The sequence below is a fragment of the Ralstonia flatus genome (assembly GCF_958439105.1).
Classification (GTDB): domain Bacteria; phylum Pseudomonadota; class Gammaproteobacteria; order Burkholderiales; family Burkholderiaceae; genus Ralstonia; species Ralstonia flatus.
In genome coordinates this window covers 646,369-662,402 of record NZ_CAUDLI010000003.1, presented here as the reverse complement: position 1 = coordinate 662,402, position 16,034 = coordinate 646,369, and the positions used below count along the sequence as shown (strand labels likewise).

Here is a 16,034-nt window from a genome sequence, read left to right as displayed (position 1 = left end):
CATCCATCAAATCGTCATCACATGGGCGGGACCATCCCGTCCTTCCCGACCAGCACGCGCTGCGCGACCAGCGTGCCCTGCGCATCGGCGCGCACGAACATGACGACGTGCGCGCCGGCTTTCAGGTCATCGCGCCGACCCGGCTCGAAGGTGACGATCGGCACTTGCGGCGGCACCACGATGCGCTGCTCCCCATCCTTGTATTTGACCGACAGCGTGCGGCCCTGCGCACCGGTGACAGCGCCTGCCTGTTCGACCGTGCCGTTCGTCATACTGCTGTTCGGCCCGAGGTCGTAAGGCCGGTGACCGTCTCCGGTGCCGCGCATGGCTTCCGGAAACACATGGACTTCCAGCGCACGCAGCGTGCCGTCCGGCTCCTTGACCGCGGCCGTGCCGATATAGCTGCCGGCGCGAATGGCCGACGGCTCGATCGGCGCAACCTGCGTGACGTTGATGTCCACCGGCAGCGTCACCGTGGCCTTGTTGCCGGACGTGTCGGTCACGTCGACAGCGGTGCTGTGGACCGCATTGATGGTGGCCCGCACGCGCGTGGGCGCAGCGGTACTTTGCGCGGATGCGGCGAGTGGAAGGACCGCAGTCACAAGAGCGACGGCTGCGGCAGTACGGGCCGAAAAGCGTAGACGTGTCATTGAGCAAGCGCGTGAGATTCACCCAAACGTGGGCGCGGCGGGCCAGCATGCGCGCATCTCTGCGCCGCGCTGGGCAGCCGCCAGTCTAGACCGGACCGCGCTGGCGTGCAGGCGCGGTCCGCATGCATCCGAGCCGGCTCAACTGCGATGCTGGCCCGGCACGCGCTTGCCCTTGTACGTTGGGCGGCTGCGGCGCATGTTGTCAGACCAGTCGGTGCCGCCGCCGGTGGGCGATTGCACCGGCACATCACGGCTGCCGGGTTGCGGGTCGATCGGCGCTTCGTCCAGCTCGACGGCGTCGGGGGCATCCGCGTCATCGTTTTCACCGGCCAGGCCTGTGGCGTGCTCGAAGTTCTCGTCGTCGATGGGGGTGTCGACGTCCGGGTCATGCAGGTCGCGTATGGCGTCCGGCATCAGGTCGCCGCCTTCGCGTATGACGGGTTCGTGCCCGGCCGCGCGGCGCTCGCCCGTGCCGGTCGAGTCGGTGTCGCTGTCGAGATTGACGTCGCCGAGGTCCGCGCCTGCTGTGCGGTTGGCCGCGTTGCCGTGTGGGTGGACCGCGGGATCGTCGTCAAAGCGATCTTCAACGTCGCTGCCCAGGCCCGGGCCGCCGACCACGTCGCTGCCCGAGTCCGAACTGTCGGAGGGGCCGAGGGCATCGGTGCCGTGGCCCTTGCCGGTTTGTGCGGGTGCTTCGCCGGTGCGATACAGGTTGCTCGTTGCCATGTGGATTCTCCATGCGTGCTTGTGCGCCAAGGCGCGACACAGCGAATGCAGCAAGGCGGATACCTGCGCGCGCGCAGCAGTTTGCGGCACGCTCGTTGCGACCCCTTCGACGCGGGCGAGCTGCCCGTAACCGAAATCAGGAGGCTGACGATGAAGCAACACGCACAGCAACCGCACAAGCCCGCTGCACAGGCGGGAGAAAAAGCGGGGGAACGAAAGAGCGAAAGCAAAAAGGGCGAGCACAACGCGCAGGCGCAGCAAGGGCGCGGTGGCAACCGGGAGCGCGCTGAATCCGACCGCGCCGAGCGTACGTCCATGCAGCACGGCACCGACCAGTCGGCCAAGCGCCCGATGCCGGTGCCGGCCGAAGATGGCCGTGCCGCCGCACAGGAAGGGCAGATGCCGCAAAACCAGCAGCGCCTGGGGCAGCACCAGAACAGCCGGAAACAGCCATGAGCGGCACCCATTCACCCCGGGATAACGACAAAGCCAAGGCGCCTTCGGGCGACGCCGCCCGGCCCGTTGCACCGGCCATCCCGAGCGAAAGCGGCGTAGGCGAGGAGGACCCGGGCGACTTCGAAAACGCTTCGATCCGCCCGGACGACGGGAAACGTCCTGGCGCGCCGAGCCCGAAGCCGGGCGAGCGTGGCTGACGGTTCCGCCGTGGATTCAGCCGCGCGATGTCTGGCGCGGCTGAATCCAGTGGGCCAGCCACCGCCACATTCCCGGCCACGCGCTGCGTTGTGTCCGAAGCGTCGGCACGACGATGCGCAGGTGCGCGTTGACACCGGCATCGGCATGCAGGTGCCACCACCCTGAGGTTTCCACCACATGCGCGTGGCCAGCGCTCAGGGTATAGCGCACAGCGGCACCCCAACGCGACGGCGGCTCGAGGCGCAAGGTGCCCTCCAGTGCCACGAGCGTGGTGCCGGCGGCCAGCCACTGCAGGCCCCTCTGGCCGCGGCTCAGGGCCAGCCATTCGGGTTCGGATGCGGGTGTCGTCGCAGTCATGTCGATCTCCTGAACATGGCTCCAGCGTAGGCACCTCACGCCCGCGCCAACAGACACAGAGCAACGCAACTTCAGCCGCAACACCCCTGCGCTCGTGACAATCTGTTGCGGTACAGTTTGGCGTTGTCTGTATCTGTTGCGGTCGCGGTCTTGCCGGCATGATGTGCTGGACACGTTTCCTTGCCGCTTGTTGCCGCCCTCCGCCGCCCCTCGCCGCCATGTCCGTCACCGAGTTGACTCCACCGTCCGCGCAGCCGCTGTATCGCACGCTTGCCGATCATTACCTCGGCGCGATCCGCAGCGGGGTCTTGGCGCCGGGCGAGCGCATGCCGTCCGTGCGCACGTTGATGCGCACGCACGCCGTCAGCCTGTCGACCGCGCTGCAGGTATGCCGGCATCTGGAGACGGAAGGCTGGCTCGAAGCGCGCGAACGTTCTGGCTACTTTGTGCGGCAACCGCGCCGGGCCTTGCTGGCGCCGGTGAAGGAACCCGAGGTGTCGACGCCGGATCCGGCGGCCTATGTGGGCGTGCATGCGCGCGTGTCGGCCATCGTGGCGCGCGGGCAGCAAGCCACGGTGCATGTGGATCTATCCGGCGCAAGCGGCGCGGCTGCGTTGTATCCGGCAGCGGCGCTCAATCGGATCGCGTCGCAGGTGTTGCGGCGGTATCCGTTGCTGCTGACGCAGGCCGTCATCCCGAACGGTCATCCTGAGCTGCAGACCGCCGTGGCGCGGCGTGCGCTCGACATGGGCGTGCAGGTCGCGCCGGACGATGTGATCGTCACCCACGGCTGTATCGAGGCGGTGAACCTGGCATTGCGCGCCGTGGCGCAGCCGGGCGATACGGTGGCGGTGGAATCGCCGACCTACTACGGGCTGCTGCAGGTGCTGGAGAGCCTGGGCATGCGCGCGGTGGAAATTCCTACCAGCCCGCGCACCGGCATGTCGCTGGAAGCGCTCGAGATGGCGGTGCAGGCGTACGGCAACATTCGCGCCGTGGTGGTGGTGCCCAATCTGCAGAATCCGCTCGGCAGCATCATGCCCGACGCCGCCAAGCGCCGCATGGCCGCCTTTTGTGACGCCAACCGCATCGCGCTGATTGAAGACGATACGTATAGCGCCCTCGGCGACAGCCCCACGCCGCTCAAGGCGCTCAAGGCATGGGACCGCACGGGCAACGTCATCTATTGCGCGTCGTTGAGCAAGGTGCTGGCGCCCGGCCTGCGCCTGGGCTGGATGGCCGCGGGCCGCTGGCAGGGGCGCGTGCAGATGCTGAAGTTTGCGCAGTCGCGGCCGAACGATTCGTGGTCGCAGGTGCTGGCGGGGCGCTTTATCGCGTCCGGCGCGTACGACCGTCACCTGCGCACGCTGCGTCAGACGCTGCGCGAACAGCGCGAACGCATGGCTGAGTCGATTGCGGGATGTTTTCCCGCCGGCACGCGGTTGTCGGTGCCGTCAGGCGGGTTGGCGATGTGGGTGGAGTTGCCCGCGAACGTGTCGTCGATGGAACTGTTCGATGCGGCGCTGGCACAGGGCATCCGCATTGCGCCGGGCACGATGTTCTCGAACCTGAATCGCTTCGATCATTTCTTCCGCATCTGTTTCGGGCTGCCGCCTTCGGCCAACCTTGAAGCTGCGCTGGCCACGCTCGGCCGGCTCACGCAGGAACTGGCCGAGCGCTGACGCATCGCCTCACCTCACCGGCACCACGCCGGCACCGCGGAAGGGGTTTCCAGACCCTGCACGCTTTGCGCAATCTGTTGCGACCACTGCTGCACGAGGCGTTGCGTGGACGACACCACCGCGTTCACGCCAGCCTCTGAATCCGTACCCGCGGCTTGCCCATTGACCGGCAGGGCCAGCGTCGTCTGGCAGGTGAGGGCTGCGGGCGCCGCCCCTTGGTTGGCCGCGTCGCGCGATACGCGCCACGTCACCAGCGCCGTCACGCCTTGTCCGGGCCGCGCGTCATAGCTGCGCATCTCGGCACCGATGCGGTAGAGCGGTACGCCCGCCGGGGCAGCTGCACTCCCGACGTCCACCGCCGACAGCGCCGTCGCCAGGTTCGCAGACAGCGCATCGCGCAGTTCAGAACCGAACGGCGCGGCCCAGCGCTGCTGCTCAAGCGCCACCACTTCGCTGTCGGACGTACGCAAAACGATCTGCGGCTTGTCCAGGCGATCGGGCACCCGCACGCCCGAGAGGCGGAAGGCGCGCTGGAAGCGGCCGGTATCCGCGCTTTCGGGCCGCACCGACAGCGTATGCAATGTCGGCTCGGGCGAAGCGCACGCTGCAAGCAGCACAGCAACGGCAGCGGCAGCGGCGCTCGCCAGGCGAAGAGAGGAAGACAGCATCGTCGTTTGCATCGGCATCATTGCGCGTCCTTTGCCTTGCCGCGGATCAGCGCTTCCGGGTGGCGGTCGAGATAGTCGGTCAGCACGCGCACGGACGCGGCGGCCTTGGCCACCTGTTCCAGCGTATCGCGCGCATTGCGTTGCAACGGGGCATCGTCAGAGAAGACCTGGCGCGCAGAATCCAGCGTGCGGCGCGCCTCGGCCAGCGTCTCCTTCATCTGCGGAGCGAGGTCGCTGTTGACGGTCTTGGCCAGCTGCTCGGTCTGCTTGAGCGTGGCGTCGAGCGTGGTCAGCGTGCGGTGAACGTCCTGTCCGATCTGCTCGAAGGGCACCTTGTTGAGCTTCTTGGCGATGCCGGCAATCTGCGCCTCGATGTCGTCGGTCGGGTTGTCGGCAGTCGGGAAGACGTACGCACCGTCACGATCGCGCATGCCGAAGCGCGGCGGGGTCTTGTCGCGATCGGCCGCGTCGATGAAGTCGAGGTTCACGAACTGCTGGCCCGTCAGCAGGCTTGCGCTCTTCAGCTGCGCGCGCATGCCGTTCTTCACCAGCACGTCGAACTGCGTGCGGACGTCTTCGGCGGCGTGCTGCGGATTGTCGTCGCGGATGTCCATGCCGAAGCGGGTGGGGTACAGCGTGGCCGTCACGGGCAGCACGAATTCGTGGCGCTTCTTGCTGTAGTGGATGCCGATCGATTTGATCTCGCCCACGTTGATGCCCTTGAACTCGACCGGCGCCCCCACGTTGAGGCCGCGCAGCGAGCGGTGGAAGTACATCACCACGGTCTGCGACAGGTGTTCCGGATCCTTCAGTGCTGCAGTTTCGTTGCGCACGAGCTGGAACTGCGCGTCGGAGGCAGCCGGTTCGTGATCGGCTTCTTCGGGGGTCTGGAACGCAATGCCGCCGAGCGCCACGGTCAGCAGCGATTGCGTATCGACCTTCAGCCCATTGGCGTCGAGCTTGAGGTCGATGCCGCTGGCGTTCCAGAACCGCGTGCCGCGTGCCACAAACTTGTCGAACGGCGCGTTGACGAAGATGTGCAACGTCACGCCCTTGCCGTCGGCGTCGATGTCGTAAGCCGTCACCTGGCCCACGCGCACGCGGCGGAAATACACCGGCGCACCGATGTCGAGCGAGCCCAGGTCGGGTGCGTGCAGCGTGAATTGTTTGCCGGGCGCGTCGGCCGAAATGGCCGGCGGTGTGTCCAGGCCCCTGAAGGCGGATTTCTTCTCTTGCGAGCGGCCGCCGTCCACGCCGATATAGGCGCCGGAGAGCAACGTGCCGAGCCCCGAAATGCTGCCGGCCGCCACGCGCGGGCGCACCACCCAGAAGCGCGTGTCCGATGCGGCAAACGCCTTGCCGTCATGCGTCAGTTCGATCAGCACCACGGCGCCGGAGCGGTCGTCGGTCAGCCCGACCGCCTTGACCACGCCGATATCGACGCTCTTGTATTTGACGCGCGTCTTGCCGGCCTCGATGCCCTCGGCCGAGTTGAACGTGACGGTGACCTGCGCGCCGCGCGCCAGGATCACCCGCGCCATCAGTGTGGCGCCCACCACGAGCGCCACGATCGGCACCAGCCAGATCAGCGAGGGCAGCCAGCGCTTGCGCTTCGTGCGGCGCGGCGCCGGGATGTTTTCGTTATCGACGGGGTCGGTCATACATCGGTCTCTTCGGGATCGGGCTCGTCGATGACGTCCCAGATCAGGCGGGGATCAAAACAGCGGGCGGCGAACATGGTCAGCACCACCACGGCGGCAAACGGGCCGACACCAGGGCCGGGCTTGATGATGGCCAGCGTCGACAGGTGCACAAGACCTGCGAGCAGTGTCACCACAAACACATCGAGCATCGACCACCGGCCGATGATCTCGACCAGCGCATACAGGCGCGTGCGCAATCGCGGGTTCCAGTGCCAGCGTTGCTGCACCGAAAGGCACAGCACCGCGAGGATGCCGAGCTTGGCCAACGGCACGAGAAAGCTTGCGATGAACACGATGATGGCCAGGTGCCACGAGCCCGACGTCCAGAGGTAGACGATCCCGCTCATGATGGTGTCCTGCTGCGTGCCGAGGAGGGTGTCGGTAATCATCACCGGCAGCAGGTTGGCCGGCAGGTACATGGCGGCTGCCGCAATCAGCAGCGCCCAGCAGCGCGCCAGGCTGTCGGGCTTGCGCACGTGCAGGGGCGACATGCAGCGCGGGCAGACTGGCGCTGGGGCGGTTTCGTCGGGCGCGTCTTCGTGGGTCAGCACCGCTTGCGTGGCGGCCTCTGATTCGGGCATGCGCGCCAGCAGGCCGCAGCGCTCGCATGTCACCAGGCCATGCGCGGCGGCGCGCAGCGGGCGGGCTTGTTGCGCCGGCTGTGCAGAGGCAGGCGTGGTGGCGCTGCTCATGAGCGCTTCTCCCCAGGCCGCGCGGCGGCATCTACGCCCGTGGGCGCGTCCACTTGCGAGCCCGGCGGCAGCGTCAGGCCGATCTCGCGCCAGAACGGCCGCAGGTCGATCGACAACGCCACCGTCAGGAACACGGTCAGCGCGGCAAACGCCCACAAGCCTGCATCGGCTTCCAGCGACACCATGCGTGCCACTTTGATGAGCGCCACCACCACGCCAAGCATGAAGATCTCGACCATCGCCCACGGGCGAATCAACGCTGCCGCCCGCAGCACCAGCGCGGCGGCCGGATGTTGCCGCCCGCGCCATCGCGCGATGAGCAGCGGCGCCAGCACCGACATGTACATCAGCGGGAAAAACACCGTGGTGAGCGCCACCAGCACGGCAGCGAACAGCATGTCGTAGTCATACAGCGCCACGATGGCACCCCACAGCGTGGTGGCGTGCCGGTTGCCGCCGCCGTTCATCTCGGCAATCGGAAAGATGTTCGCGACGATGTAGACGATGAGGCCCGTCACCACCAGCGGCAGCAGCACCGACAGCCGCTCGCTCTGGTTGCGGTACAGCTTCACGCCGCAGCGCGTGCAGTGCGCCTCTTCATCGAGCGCAATGACTTCGTGGCGATGCAGGGTGTCGCAATGCTCGCAAGCGATCCAGGCATCCGGATCGCCGGGCAGCGGTTGCGCGACCGGGGCGGCCTTGGTGTCGAGGGCATCGCCCGCTGCGCGCCATGATCGCGGCAGCGGGAAGGGGAATTTCACGGTTAACAGCTCCATCGTCGGGCTGAAGGCGCAGCGCCAGCGTTGAATTCACGCGGGACGGCGCACCGACAGTTGGGCAGGCGATTATACATACAGGGTTGAATGTATAGCTGAGTGCCGGCTTCCGCATTTTGACGCACGGTCACAAGCAAATATCCCGCCAATCAGCGCGTTCGACGATGGCGCCGGGTGATGGCGGAACGGCCCTTGCTGAGTTGGAGGGGCACATCCTCAACCTCAAAGGAGCCATTCATGACGTATCTCCGTGCATCTTCTCTTGTAGTCGCGCTGGCGCTGGCAGGCGGTACCGCGGCGGCGTATGCCCAGACGGGGGCGGCCCAATCCAACAGCACGGCGGGTGGCAGCACCATGTCGCCGGCCGGCGGTACCAGCACCGACGCAACCGCCACGGGCACGGGGGGCGCCGCCGTCAATGGCGGTTCGACGGGCAGCGGCCGGGACGCCACCCGTAATCGCAATGCCACCGGCAAGCAAGGGCGCTCGGGTTCCAGCGGCGGCTATGGCGGCAGTGCGAACGATTCGACCGGCAGCACGACCGGCGGCGGTTCGGGCGGGGTCGGGGTCGGCGCCCCTGGTACCGGCGGCTCGATGGGCGCGCCGGGCGGGGGCAATGGCGGCGGTGCTGCCGGCTCGGGCGGTGTCGGTGGCGGCGTCGGTGGCGGAGCAGGCAGCGGGGGCGCCGGCGGGGCCGCGGGCGGCAGCGGCGGTGGGAGCGGCCGCTAACCGCCCGCTAACCTACTGCTAACGCAGTTGCGCTGCGTGATGCAGCAGGTGATCTTCGATGAAGGTCTCGATGAAGTAGTAGCCGTGGTCGTAGCCGGGGTGGCGGCGCAGTTGCAGCGGCTGCCCGGCTGCGGCGCACGCGGCAGCAAAGTCTTCCGGATACAACTGCTCGGCGAGGAATTTGTCGGCCTCGCCCTGATCGATCAGGATGCCGCCCGGAAACGGGCATGAGGCCAGTCGCATCAATTGCGTAGCGTCGTGCGCCGCCCAGGCGGTGCGATCCTCCCCGAGATACCCGGTGAACGCCTTGATGCCCCACGGGCACACCGACGGATGCGCGATGGGTGCAAACGCCGACACCGAAGCAAAGCGCTCCCGATGGCGCAGGGCCAGCGTCAACGCGCCGTGGCCGCCCATCGAATGCCCAAAGATTCCGATGCGTCCGGCTGCCACGGGAAACGCCACGCGCGCGATGTGGTGCAGCTCGTCGGCAATGTAGCTTTCCATGCGGTAGTGCTCGCGCCACGGGGCCTGCGTCGCGTCCAGGTAAAAACCGGCGGCGATGCCGAAATCCCAGTGGTCGGCTTCCCCGGGGACGTTTGCGCCGCGCGGGCTGGTGTCGGGCCCGATCAGGATGAGCCCCTCGCGGGCGGCCACGCGTTGCGCGCCGGCTTTGATGGCGAACGTCTCTTCCGTAGACGTCAGCCCGGCCAGATAGAACAGCGCAGGGCACCGCGTGCCGGTCAGCGCCTGCGGCGGCAGGTAGACCGAGAAGCGCATCGGGAGCCCGATCGCGGTCGAGGCATGCCGATAGAAGCGCTGCACGCCGCCAAAGCAAGCATGCTCCGAGAGCAGTTCAAGTGGCGGTACGGGAATCGTCATCGCTGGGCTCCGTCTTCAACGTTCAATACAAAACGACCGAGCGGATAGACTCACCACGCTTCATCAGGTCGAAGCCTTCGTTGATCCGCTCCAGCGGCAGCGTGTGCGTGATCAGGTCGTCGATGTTGAGCTTGCCTTCCATGTACCAGTCGACGATCTTCGGCACGTCCGTGCGGCCGCGCGCGCCGCCGAATGCGGAACCCTTCCACTCACGCCCCGTGACTAGCTGGAACGGGCGTGTGCTGATCTCTGCGCCGGCCTCGGCCACGCCGATGATGATCGACTGGCCCCAGCCCTTGTGCGTGCACTCCAGCGCCTGGCGCATGACCTTCGTGTTGCCGATGCATTCGAACGAGTAATCTGCGCCGCCGTCGGTGAGCTGGATGATGTGGTCCACCACGTTTTCCACATCGTTGGGGTTGATGAAATGCGTCATGCCGAACTTGCGTGCCATCGCCTCGCGCGCGGGGTTCAGGTCCACGCCGATGATCTTGTCGGCCCCCACCATCTTGGCGCCCTGGATCACGTTCAGCCCGATGCCGCCCAGGCCGAACACGACCACGTTGGCGCCGGCTTCCACCTTGGCCGTGTAGACCACCGCGCCCACGCCCGTCGTCACGCCGCAGCCGATGTAGCAGACCTTGTCGAACGGTGCGTCGGGGCGGATCTTCGCCAGCGCGATTTCCGGCACCACGATGTGATTCGCAAACGTTGACGTGCCCATGTAGTGGAACAGCGGCTTGCCATCGAGCGAGAAGCGCGACGTGCCGTCCGGCATCAGGCCCTTGCCCTGCGTGGCGCGAATCGCCTGGCACAGGTTCGTCTTGCGCGACAGGCAGAACTTGCACTGGCGGCATTCCGGTGTGTAAAGCGGAATCACGTGGTCGCCCGCTTTCAATGACGTCACGCCCGCGCCCACCTCCAGCACCACGCCCGCGCCTTCATGGCCGAGGATCGCCGGGAAGATGCCCTCCGGGTCGGCACCCGAGAGCGTGTAGTAATCGGTATGGCAGATGCCGGTCGCCTTGATCTCGACGAGCACCTCGCCGGCACGTGGGCCCTGCAGGTCGACTTCTTCCACGGTGAGCGGAGCACCGGCTTTCCAGGCGATGGCGGCTTTCGTTTTCATGCGCATTCCTTTTCTTGAAGTGGAGCCTGCCCGACCTGGGCAGCGTAGGGAGGGCGATTGTAGAACGTTGGCTGCTCGGGCAACGTGACAGCCACGTCATGTTCCGCACATCAGACTTCAGATTTTCTTACGACGGCCGTTTCTTGTGCGACGGCAGGCCGACAGGGCCGCGTGCCGCATGCCTTACATGGCGGAACCCCCGCCATGGGCTTCGTAGGAAACCATACCGTGCTTGCATCCATCCGTACTCGCATTTTGCTGACCTGCGTTGCCATCGTGGTCGGCGCATTGACCTTCGCTGGCGGTCTCAACTATCTCGTGACTCGTTCGTACAACGAAGAGTCCATTCGCCAGAACCTGCAGTCCGTCGCACGTGGCCACATTGCGGGCATCGACGACTGGGTGGCGTCCAAGACACAGATGATGGTGTCGCTGCAGGACGTGGCGTTGTCCGCCGATCCGATCCCCGTCTTCAAGGCCGTGCACAAGGCGGGCGGCTTCATCAACGTCTACGTCGGCTATCCCGACAAGTCGTACAAATTCTCCAACCCCGAAGGCATTCCGCCGACGTACGATCCGACCGCCCGCCCCTGGTACAAGCAAGCCGTGGATTCGGGCAAGCCCGTGGTGACGCCGCCGTACGTGAGCGCCAGCACCGGCCAGCTCGTGGTGACCTTCGCCGTGCCCATCCTGGAAGGCAGCACGCTCAAGGGCGTGATCGGCGGCGACGTGGCGATGGACAGCGTGATCGCCAACGTCAAGGCCATTCATCCGACGCAGGCCAGCTTCGGCTTCCTGGTGAATGCGGCCGGCAAGATCGTGGCGCATCCGAATGACAAGCTGACCCTCAAGCCGGCGACCGATCTGTCGGCCGGCCTGAACGAAGCCACGCTGGCATCGCTGGCGCAGGCAGAGAAGCCGGTGGAAGTGTCGGTGGATGGCGCGCCCAAGCTGCTCTACCGCCAGGGCGTGAAGGGCACCGACTGGGGCCTGGTCGTGGCGCTGGACAAGTCTGACGCCACGGCCGGCATGCGCTCGCTGGTGATGACGTCGATTGGCGCGCTGGTGGGCGTGGCCATCGTTGCGGCACTCATCGTGGGTGCGATGACGGCACGTGCGTTCCGCCGCCTGTCGATGATCCGCGATGCCATGGACGACATCGGCTCGGGCAGCGGCGACCTCACCAAGCGTCTGCCGTCGGATGGCCAAGACGAAGTCGCGCAGATCGCGCGTTCGTTCAATACCTTCGCAGACAAGCTCACCGCGGTGATGCAGCAGATCCGCCTGGGCAGCGATTCGGTGCGCTCGGCCGCGCAGGAAATTGCCGCCGGCAACGCAGACCTCTCGCAGCGTACGGAAGAGCAAGCCAGCTCGTTGGAAGAAACCGCATCGAGCATGGAAGAGCTGACGAGCATCGTGAAGCAGAACGCCGACAACGCGCGTCAGGCCAGCCAGCTGGCCGTGACGGCGTCGGACGTTGCCACGCGCGGCGGCGATGTGGTCGGCCAGGTCGTGCAGACCATGGGCGGCATCAACGAGAGCAGCAAGAAGATTGCCGACATCATCGGCGTGATCGAAAGCATCGCGTTCCAGACCAACATCCTTGCGCTGAACGCCGCGGTGGAAGCCGCACGTGCCGGCGAGCAGGGCCGCGGCTTTGCCGTGGTGGCCAGCGAAGTGCGCAGCTTGGCGCAACGCTCGGCCGGTGCCGCGAAGGAAATCAAGGCGCTGATCCACGACTCGGTGGACCGCGTCGCCAACGGCACGGCGCTGGTGGATCAGGCAGGCGTGACGATGGCGGAGATCGTCGATGCGGTGAAGCGCGTGACCGACATCATGGGCGAGATTTCGTCGGCGTCGGAAGAGCAGAGCAGCGGCATCGAGCAGGTCAACCAGGCCGTCAACCAGATGGACCAGGTGACGCAGCAGAACGCCGCGCTGGTGGAGCAGGCCGCTGCCGCCGCGGAGTCGCTCGAGGAACAAGCCCACAACCTGAACGAGGCAGTGGGGCAGTTCCGCCTGTCGCACTAAAGCGCAGTCGTTCAGTCACGCAGTACGCCAGAAGTACGTAGTTGCGCGTCAAGAGGCCGGGGCGGCGTTTGTTGCCTTGGCCTTTGCTTTGTCCTGCGCTTCGGCAAGCGCAACGTCGGCGGCCTGCGCGCGCTGCATGGCGGGCCGCGCCATGACGCGGTCAATGTAGCCACGCACCAGCGGCGTTTCGGGGATGAGCTTGAACATCGTGGTCCAGCCGAGCGCCGCTGCCCACAGCACATCCGCCGCGGTAAAGCGTTCGCCCAGCAGGTAAGGCCCTTTCTCCAGTTGCGCCGTGAGCGTGCCGAACATGGCGTCGAAGTCGCCATACGGCGACATCGAATACGCAGCCGGCTCGCGCTTCATTGAGCGATCGACAATGGCCGGCTCGAAGCATGCACCGTAAAACGCCATCCAGCGCAGGTACGCGCCGCGCAGCGGATCGCCCACCGCCGGCGACAGCCCGGCTTCCGGATACAGCTCCGCGGCATACAGATACACCGCCACCTGCTCGGTGATGACTTCATCGCCGTGCCGCAGTGTCGGCACCTTGCCCAGCGGATTGACGGCGAGAAACGCTGGGCTCTTGTGCTCGCCGGTGGTCAGGTCGAAGGCATGCACCTCGTAGTCGGCGCCGAGTTCTTCGAGCAGCATGCGCGCGCCCCGCGAGCGGCTGCGTGGCGAGTGGTAGAGGATCAGGTGGCGGTCTTGCGGCATCGTCGGCTCCGGTGTGCGGTCAATGGGTGGATGACAGCTTGCCACTCTAGGCGGTGGAGCCGCGTCCGTCTTGGAAATCCGCTGCGGCGGTGCATCATCGCGGCAGGGTTTCTGACGCGGAATCATGAGCAGCCGTGTGCTGCCGCGCTGGCCATGTCGTCCCGATGGGGGCCTGGCGGCCCCTCGCATCAATCGGCCGCGACGGTCAGGTCTGACGAGCCGGGCGGGCGGTCTGTCATCACGCAGTTGCGTCCCGCCAGCTTGGCGGCATAGAGCAGACGGTCAGCCCGCCGCAGCAGCGATGCCAGCTTCGGGCCATCGGCGGCGGGCGCGACCGCCACACCAAAGCTGGCCGTCATGCGGCACGGCATATCGGTGCCGGTGGGCACCGTTACCTCGGCAATGCGATGACGCAGGTGGTCGGCCACTGCGCGCGCCTGTGCGAGGCTATCCGCCCACACCATCACCGCAAATTCCTCGCCGCCGATGCGCGCCACCATGTCGGCGGACGGGCCCTCGGCGCGGCACAGGCCGGCAACGGTGCGCAGCGCCTCATCGCCCACGGCATGGCCGTAGGTATCGTTGATGCGCTTGAAGTGGTCGATGTCGAACATGATGAGCGCCACGAGCCGCGCCTTCGGATGCGGGGCGTTGCACATCGCGCTGGCGCGGTCTTCAAACGCGCGGCGGTTGAGCAGTTGGGTGAGCGGATCGGTCTCGGCCATGCGCGCGAGTTCCTGCATCAGGTGCGCGCGTTCCACCTCCAGCCTGCGGCGCTCGATGCTGTTGATGCGCAGCACGCGGATCGCTTCAAACATCGCGCGGATTTCTCGCCGCGCAAAGCTGGTCGGGATGTGCACGCTCAGATTGCCGCGCGCGATCCCGTCGATGAGCCGCGTAGCGTTGACGAACGGCCCCACCACGTCGCGGCGGAACGAGAGCGTCATCCATACCAGCGCGCCCAGGACCGACACCACCGCGCCCGCCGAGCCCAGGAGCACCAGCAGCATTTCGCGCCGGTGTTCGCGGATGTCGTCGTCCGCCAGGCCCATCACGATGTCGCGGAAATCCGTGATGGCGCGCATCGTGGGCACGTAGCGCTCGGCGAATGCCGCGGGCGTGATATCGACGCCGCCGGCCTGGCTGGCCTTGGCGCGCACGGCGGCCACGTAGCGCAGCCCATCGCCGAAGTACTGCGCCCCGAGCGTGGCGACGGCACGCTCGTTCAAGGTAGACGGCGCTGCCACGCGGGTCTCTATCATGCTGCGCAGCTGGTCGATGCGGCCCTGCGTGCGTTCGATGGCGAGCTGCTCTTCAAACGTGAGCGCGCGGCGCATGGCCAGCGCACCGGTAAAGCGCGAGCCGAGCTGGCCCGCATATTCGCGCAGATCTGCCGCCAGCCGGGCGAGCGTCAGACAGTTCAGCACGTCTGGGTCGCCGCGCGTGATGTTGGCCGTGCGCGCGTTGACGATGGGCAGGAATTCCGGGATCACGGCGATCATGCGGCCGACGCCGTCGGCCAGCGCGTCGCTGCTGCGGGAGCGCAGGGGCAGGGCGGTCAGGCGGTCGATGTTGGCGCGGGCAGCGGCCAGATGCGTTTGGGCGCGCCGCGCTGCGTTGATGTCGGCCTCACAGCCGGGGCAATGTTCAGGGCCCAGCGCGTCGAGCAGCCGGGCGACGTGTTCGTCGCTGGCGGCGCGCATGCGTTGCAGGGCCGCGCTGCGCTCGGGCGGCAGCGGTAGGTCTTCGCCCAGTACGCCGTTGGTCGGGCCGCGCTCGGCTGATACCTTCTCCATGGCCAGCAACGCCAGGCGCAACGCCTGGACGCTGCGCGCCGCATCGTCGGCGCGGCCGTAACCCAGCCATGCGTAGCCCAACAGCCAGCACGACAACGACAGCACCGGAACGAGGACGATGGCGACGCAGGCACCAAAGCGCCGGTCCATCGACGTTTCTGAAGACATGAACGGAGGGGTGGAGCGTCTTGGCGGGCAGTTGTGAATGGATTGCACACGCGCCCACGCACGTTGCCGCGCGCAGCACGCATGTCTGGCTAACGGCAGCATCGGGCGCATCTTTACCGCGCCATTGGACCCTCGCCCACGGGGCAGACTGCAAACAAATGCAAAAGGATTCTTACGGGATGGTCAGCCCGCAATGCCGAAACGAGACCGGGCAGTTCGGTTGCCTCGGCATGGGCGGAATGGGGATGCGCTCGCGAGCGCAGCGCACCCCGTGCCCCCGGTTGGGAGTCGAATGATCTTGAGGACGATTACTTCACCGCCACCTCGGAGTGCACGACTTCCGGCGCTTTGGCAAAGAACGGCCCCACCAGCTTGCGCCATTCCTGGAAGTCGTCGGACTCGCGAAAATCGACCATGTGGTCTTCCACGGTGTTCCAGCGCACCAGCAGCACGTAGCTGGTGTCTCGCTCGACGATGTGGTGCAGCTCGGCGCCGTGGCAGCCCTTGGCGCGCGCAAACAGCGGCAGGGCTTGCTGGACAGCGGCTTCAAACTCGCGCTGCTTGCCGACGAGAATGTCGATGTGGGCCATTTCGAATACCACGTTGTGCTCCGTTCGGTTGGATGGGTGAGCAGACTATAGCCGGCAATCGGTTTCGCCATCACCTGGCCTGCA

General features: G+C 66.7%; 17 protein-coding genes. 5 read left to right on the top strand and 12 right to left on the bottom strand.

The annotated features are described in order from the left end of the window. Positions 1-17: 17 nt before the first annotated feature. Both R2676_RS10140 and R2676_RS10135 read right to left on the bottom strand, forming a co-directional pair. Entirely contained in the window at positions 18-650 is a 633-nt protein-coding gene (locus R2676_RS10140; protein WP_206271321.1) for a hypothetical protein, read from the bottom strand. Positions 651-788: 138 nt separating this feature from the next. Next, complete coding sequence (locus R2676_RS10135) at positions 789-1,376, bottom strand: hypothetical protein (RefSeq protein ID WP_206271320.1); 588 nt, start codon at positions 1,374-1,376, stop codon at positions 789-791. Between the two features lie 150 nt (positions 1,377-1,526). Between R2676_RS10135 and R2676_RS10130 the strand changes: the two genes are divergently transcribed. Continuing rightward, complete coding sequence (locus tag R2676_RS10130; protein ID WP_027678089.1) at positions 1,527-1,832, top strand: hypothetical protein; 306 nt, start codon at positions 1,527-1,529, stop codon at positions 1,830-1,832. Further along, positions 1,829-2,029 carry a hypothetical protein gene (locus R2676_RS10125; protein WP_027678088.1) on the top strand — a complete coding sequence of 67 codons (201 nt, stop codon included), beginning with the start codon at positions 1,829-1,831 and terminating at the stop codon, positions 2,027-2,029. The genes R2676_RS10130 and R2676_RS10125 overlap by 4 nt, the downstream gene beginning before the upstream one ends. A 16-nt stretch (positions 2,030-2,045) precedes the next feature. Here the strand turns inward: R2676_RS10125 and R2676_RS10120 are convergent, their stop codons facing one another. Continuing rightward, entirely contained in the window at positions 2,046-2,387 is a 342-nt protein-coding gene (locus R2676_RS10120) for a hypothetical protein (protein WP_206271319.1), read from the bottom strand. 218 nt (positions 2,388-2,605) lie between these two features. On the opposite strand from R2676_RS10120, the gene R2676_RS10115 reads away from it, so the two are divergent. Next, positions 2,606-4,069 (top strand): aminotransferase-like domain-containing protein, encoded by a 1,464-nt coding sequence (locus R2676_RS10115; RefSeq protein ID WP_206271318.1) that lies wholly within the window; start codon positions 2,606-2,608, stop codon positions 4,067-4,069. Between the two features lie 14 nt (positions 4,070-4,083). On the opposite strand, the gene R2676_RS10110 is transcribed toward R2676_RS10115, so the two are convergent. Genes R2676_RS10110 through R2676_RS10095 form a run of 4 tightly spaced genes read right to left on the bottom strand, consistent with a single transcriptional unit; the run spans position 4,084 to position 7,908 of the window. After that, positions 4,084-4,758 carry a PqiC family protein gene (locus R2676_RS10110; RefSeq protein WP_206271317.1) on the bottom strand — a complete coding sequence of 225 codons (675 nt, stop codon included), beginning with the start codon at positions 4,756-4,758 and terminating at the stop codon, positions 4,084-4,086. Beyond that, positions 4,755-6,398, bottom strand: a complete 1,644-nt coding sequence (locus tag R2676_RS10105; protein ID WP_206271316.1) for a PqiB family protein — start codon at positions 6,396-6,398, stop codon at positions 4,755-4,757. Before R2676_RS10105 ends, R2676_RS10110 begins: the two co-directional genes overlap by 4 nt. Further along, complete coding sequence (locus tag R2676_RS10100) at positions 6,395-7,132, bottom strand: paraquat-inducible protein A (RefSeq protein ID WP_206271315.1); 738 nt, start codon at positions 7,130-7,132, stop codon at positions 6,395-6,397. Before R2676_RS10100 ends, R2676_RS10105 begins: the two co-directional genes overlap by 4 nt. Further along, the gene (locus R2676_RS10095) at positions 7,129-7,908 is read right to left on the bottom strand and encodes a paraquat-inducible protein A (RefSeq protein ID WP_206271314.1); all 780 of its coding nucleotides are present in this window, start codon (positions 7,906-7,908) and stop codon (positions 7,129-7,131) included. The genes R2676_RS10100 and R2676_RS10095 overlap by 4 nt, the downstream gene beginning before the upstream one ends. A 237-nt stretch (positions 7,909-8,145) precedes the next feature. On the opposite strand from R2676_RS10095, the gene R2676_RS10090 reads away from it, so the two are divergent. Beyond that, entirely contained in the window at positions 8,146-8,637 is a 492-nt protein-coding gene (locus tag R2676_RS10090; RefSeq protein ID WP_316857096.1) for a hypothetical protein, read from the top strand. A gap of 18 nt (positions 8,638-8,655) precedes the next feature. On the opposite strand, the gene fghA is transcribed toward R2676_RS10090, so the two are convergent. Further along, a complete protein-coding gene (fghA, locus tag R2676_RS10085) occupies positions 8,656-9,519 on the bottom strand; it encodes an S-formylglutathione hydrolase (RefSeq protein ID WP_206275747.1) in 864 nt (287 codons plus the stop codon). 22 nt (positions 9,520-9,541) lie between these two features. Then, positions 9,542-10,648, bottom strand: a complete 1,107-nt coding sequence (locus R2676_RS10080; protein WP_102064616.1) for an S-(hydroxymethyl)glutathione dehydrogenase/class III alcohol dehydrogenase — start codon at positions 10,646-10,648, stop codon at positions 9,542-9,544. A 228-nt stretch (positions 10,649-10,876) separates the two neighbouring features. On the opposite strand from R2676_RS10080, the gene R2676_RS10075 reads away from it, so the two are divergent. Further along, positions 10,877-12,679, top strand: coding sequence for a methyl-accepting chemotaxis protein (locus R2676_RS10075; protein WP_206275746.1), 1,803 nt, complete (start codon positions 10,877-10,879; stop codon positions 12,677-12,679). A 48-nt stretch (positions 12,680-12,727) separates the two neighbouring features. On the opposite strand, the gene R2676_RS10070 is transcribed toward R2676_RS10075, so the two are convergent. The 3 genes from R2676_RS10070 to R2676_RS10060 all read right to left on the bottom strand — a co-directional run bounded on the left by R2676_RS10070 (position 12,728) and on the right by R2676_RS10060 (position 15,950). Further along, complete coding sequence (locus tag R2676_RS10070; protein WP_206275745.1) at positions 12,728-13,396, bottom strand: glutathione S-transferase family protein; 669 nt, start codon at positions 13,394-13,396, stop codon at positions 12,728-12,730. Positions 13,397-13,584: 188 nt separating this feature from the next. Further along, complete coding sequence (locus R2676_RS10065; RefSeq protein WP_206275788.1) at positions 13,585-15,342, bottom strand: diguanylate cyclase; 1,758 nt, start codon at positions 15,340-15,342, stop codon at positions 13,585-13,587. A gap of 326 nt (positions 15,343-15,668) precedes the next feature. Next, on the bottom strand, positions 15,669-15,950 hold the full coding sequence (locus R2676_RS10060) for an antibiotic biosynthesis monooxygenase family protein (RefSeq protein WP_206275787.1): 282 nt from the start codon (positions 15,948-15,950) through the stop codon (positions 15,669-15,671). Positions 15,951-16,034: the final 84 nt, after the last annotated feature.

What these genes read in the sequence shown, in the direction of transcription:
- R2676_RS10080 (WP_102064616.1), bottom strand. Translation starts at nt 10,648, where the DNA reads ATGAAAACGAAAGCCGCCATCGCCTGGAAAGCCGGTGCTCCGCTCACC.
- R2676_RS10125 (WP_027678088.1), top strand. Translation starts at nt 1,829, where the DNA reads ATGAGCGGCACCCATTCACCCCGGGATAACGACAAAGCCAAGGCGCCT.
- R2676_RS10120 (WP_206271319.1), bottom strand. Translation starts at nt 2,387, where the DNA reads ATGACTGCGACGACACCCGCATCCGAACCCGAATGGCTGGCCCTGAGC.
- R2676_RS10090 (WP_316857096.1), top strand. Translation starts at nt 8,146, where the DNA reads ATGACGTATCTCCGTGCATCTTCTCTTGTAGTCGCGCTGGCGCTGGCA.
- R2676_RS10135 (WP_206271320.1), bottom strand. Translation starts at nt 1,376, where the DNA reads ATGGCAACGAGCAACCTGTATCGCACCGGCGAAGCACCCGCACAAACC.
- fghA (WP_206275747.1), bottom strand. Translation starts at nt 9,519, where the DNA reads ATGACGATTCCCGTACCGCCACTTGAACTGCTCTCGGAGCATGCTTGC.
- R2676_RS10115 (WP_206271318.1), top strand. Translation starts at nt 2,606, where the DNA reads ATGTCCGTCACCGAGTTGACTCCACCGTCCGCGCAGCCGCTGTATCGC.
- R2676_RS10070 (WP_206275745.1), bottom strand. Translation starts at nt 13,396, where the DNA reads ATGCCGCAAGACCGCCACCTGATCCTCTACCACTCGCCACGCAGCCGC.
- R2676_RS10130 (WP_027678089.1), top strand. Translation starts at nt 1,527, where the DNA reads ATGAAGCAACACGCACAGCAACCGCACAAGCCCGCTGCACAGGCGGGA.
- R2676_RS10105 (WP_206271316.1), bottom strand. Translation starts at nt 6,398, where the DNA reads ATGACCGACCCCGTCGATAACGAAAACATCCCGGCGCCGCGCCGCACG.
- R2676_RS10100 (WP_206271315.1), bottom strand. Translation starts at nt 7,132, where the DNA reads ATGAGCAGCGCCACCACGCCTGCCTCTGCACAGCCGGCGCAACAAGCC.
- R2676_RS10140 (WP_206271321.1), bottom strand. Translation starts at nt 650, where the DNA reads ATGACACGTCTACGCTTTTCGGCCCGTACTGCCGCAGCCGTCGCTCTT.
- R2676_RS10110 (WP_206271317.1), bottom strand. Translation starts at nt 4,758, where the DNA reads ATGATGCCGATGCAAACGACGATGCTGTCTTCCTCTCTTCGCCTGGCG.
- R2676_RS10095 (WP_206271314.1), bottom strand. Translation starts at nt 7,908, where the DNA reads ATGGAGCTGTTAACCGTGAAATTCCCCTTCCCGCTGCCGCGATCATGG.
- R2676_RS10060 (WP_206275787.1), bottom strand. Translation starts at nt 15,950, where the DNA reads ATGGCCCACATCGACATTCTCGTCGGCAAGCAGCGCGAGTTTGAAGCC.
- R2676_RS10065 (WP_206275788.1), bottom strand. Translation starts at nt 15,342, where the DNA reads ATGGACCGGCGCTTTGGTGCCTGCGTCGCCATCGTCCTCGTTCCGGTG.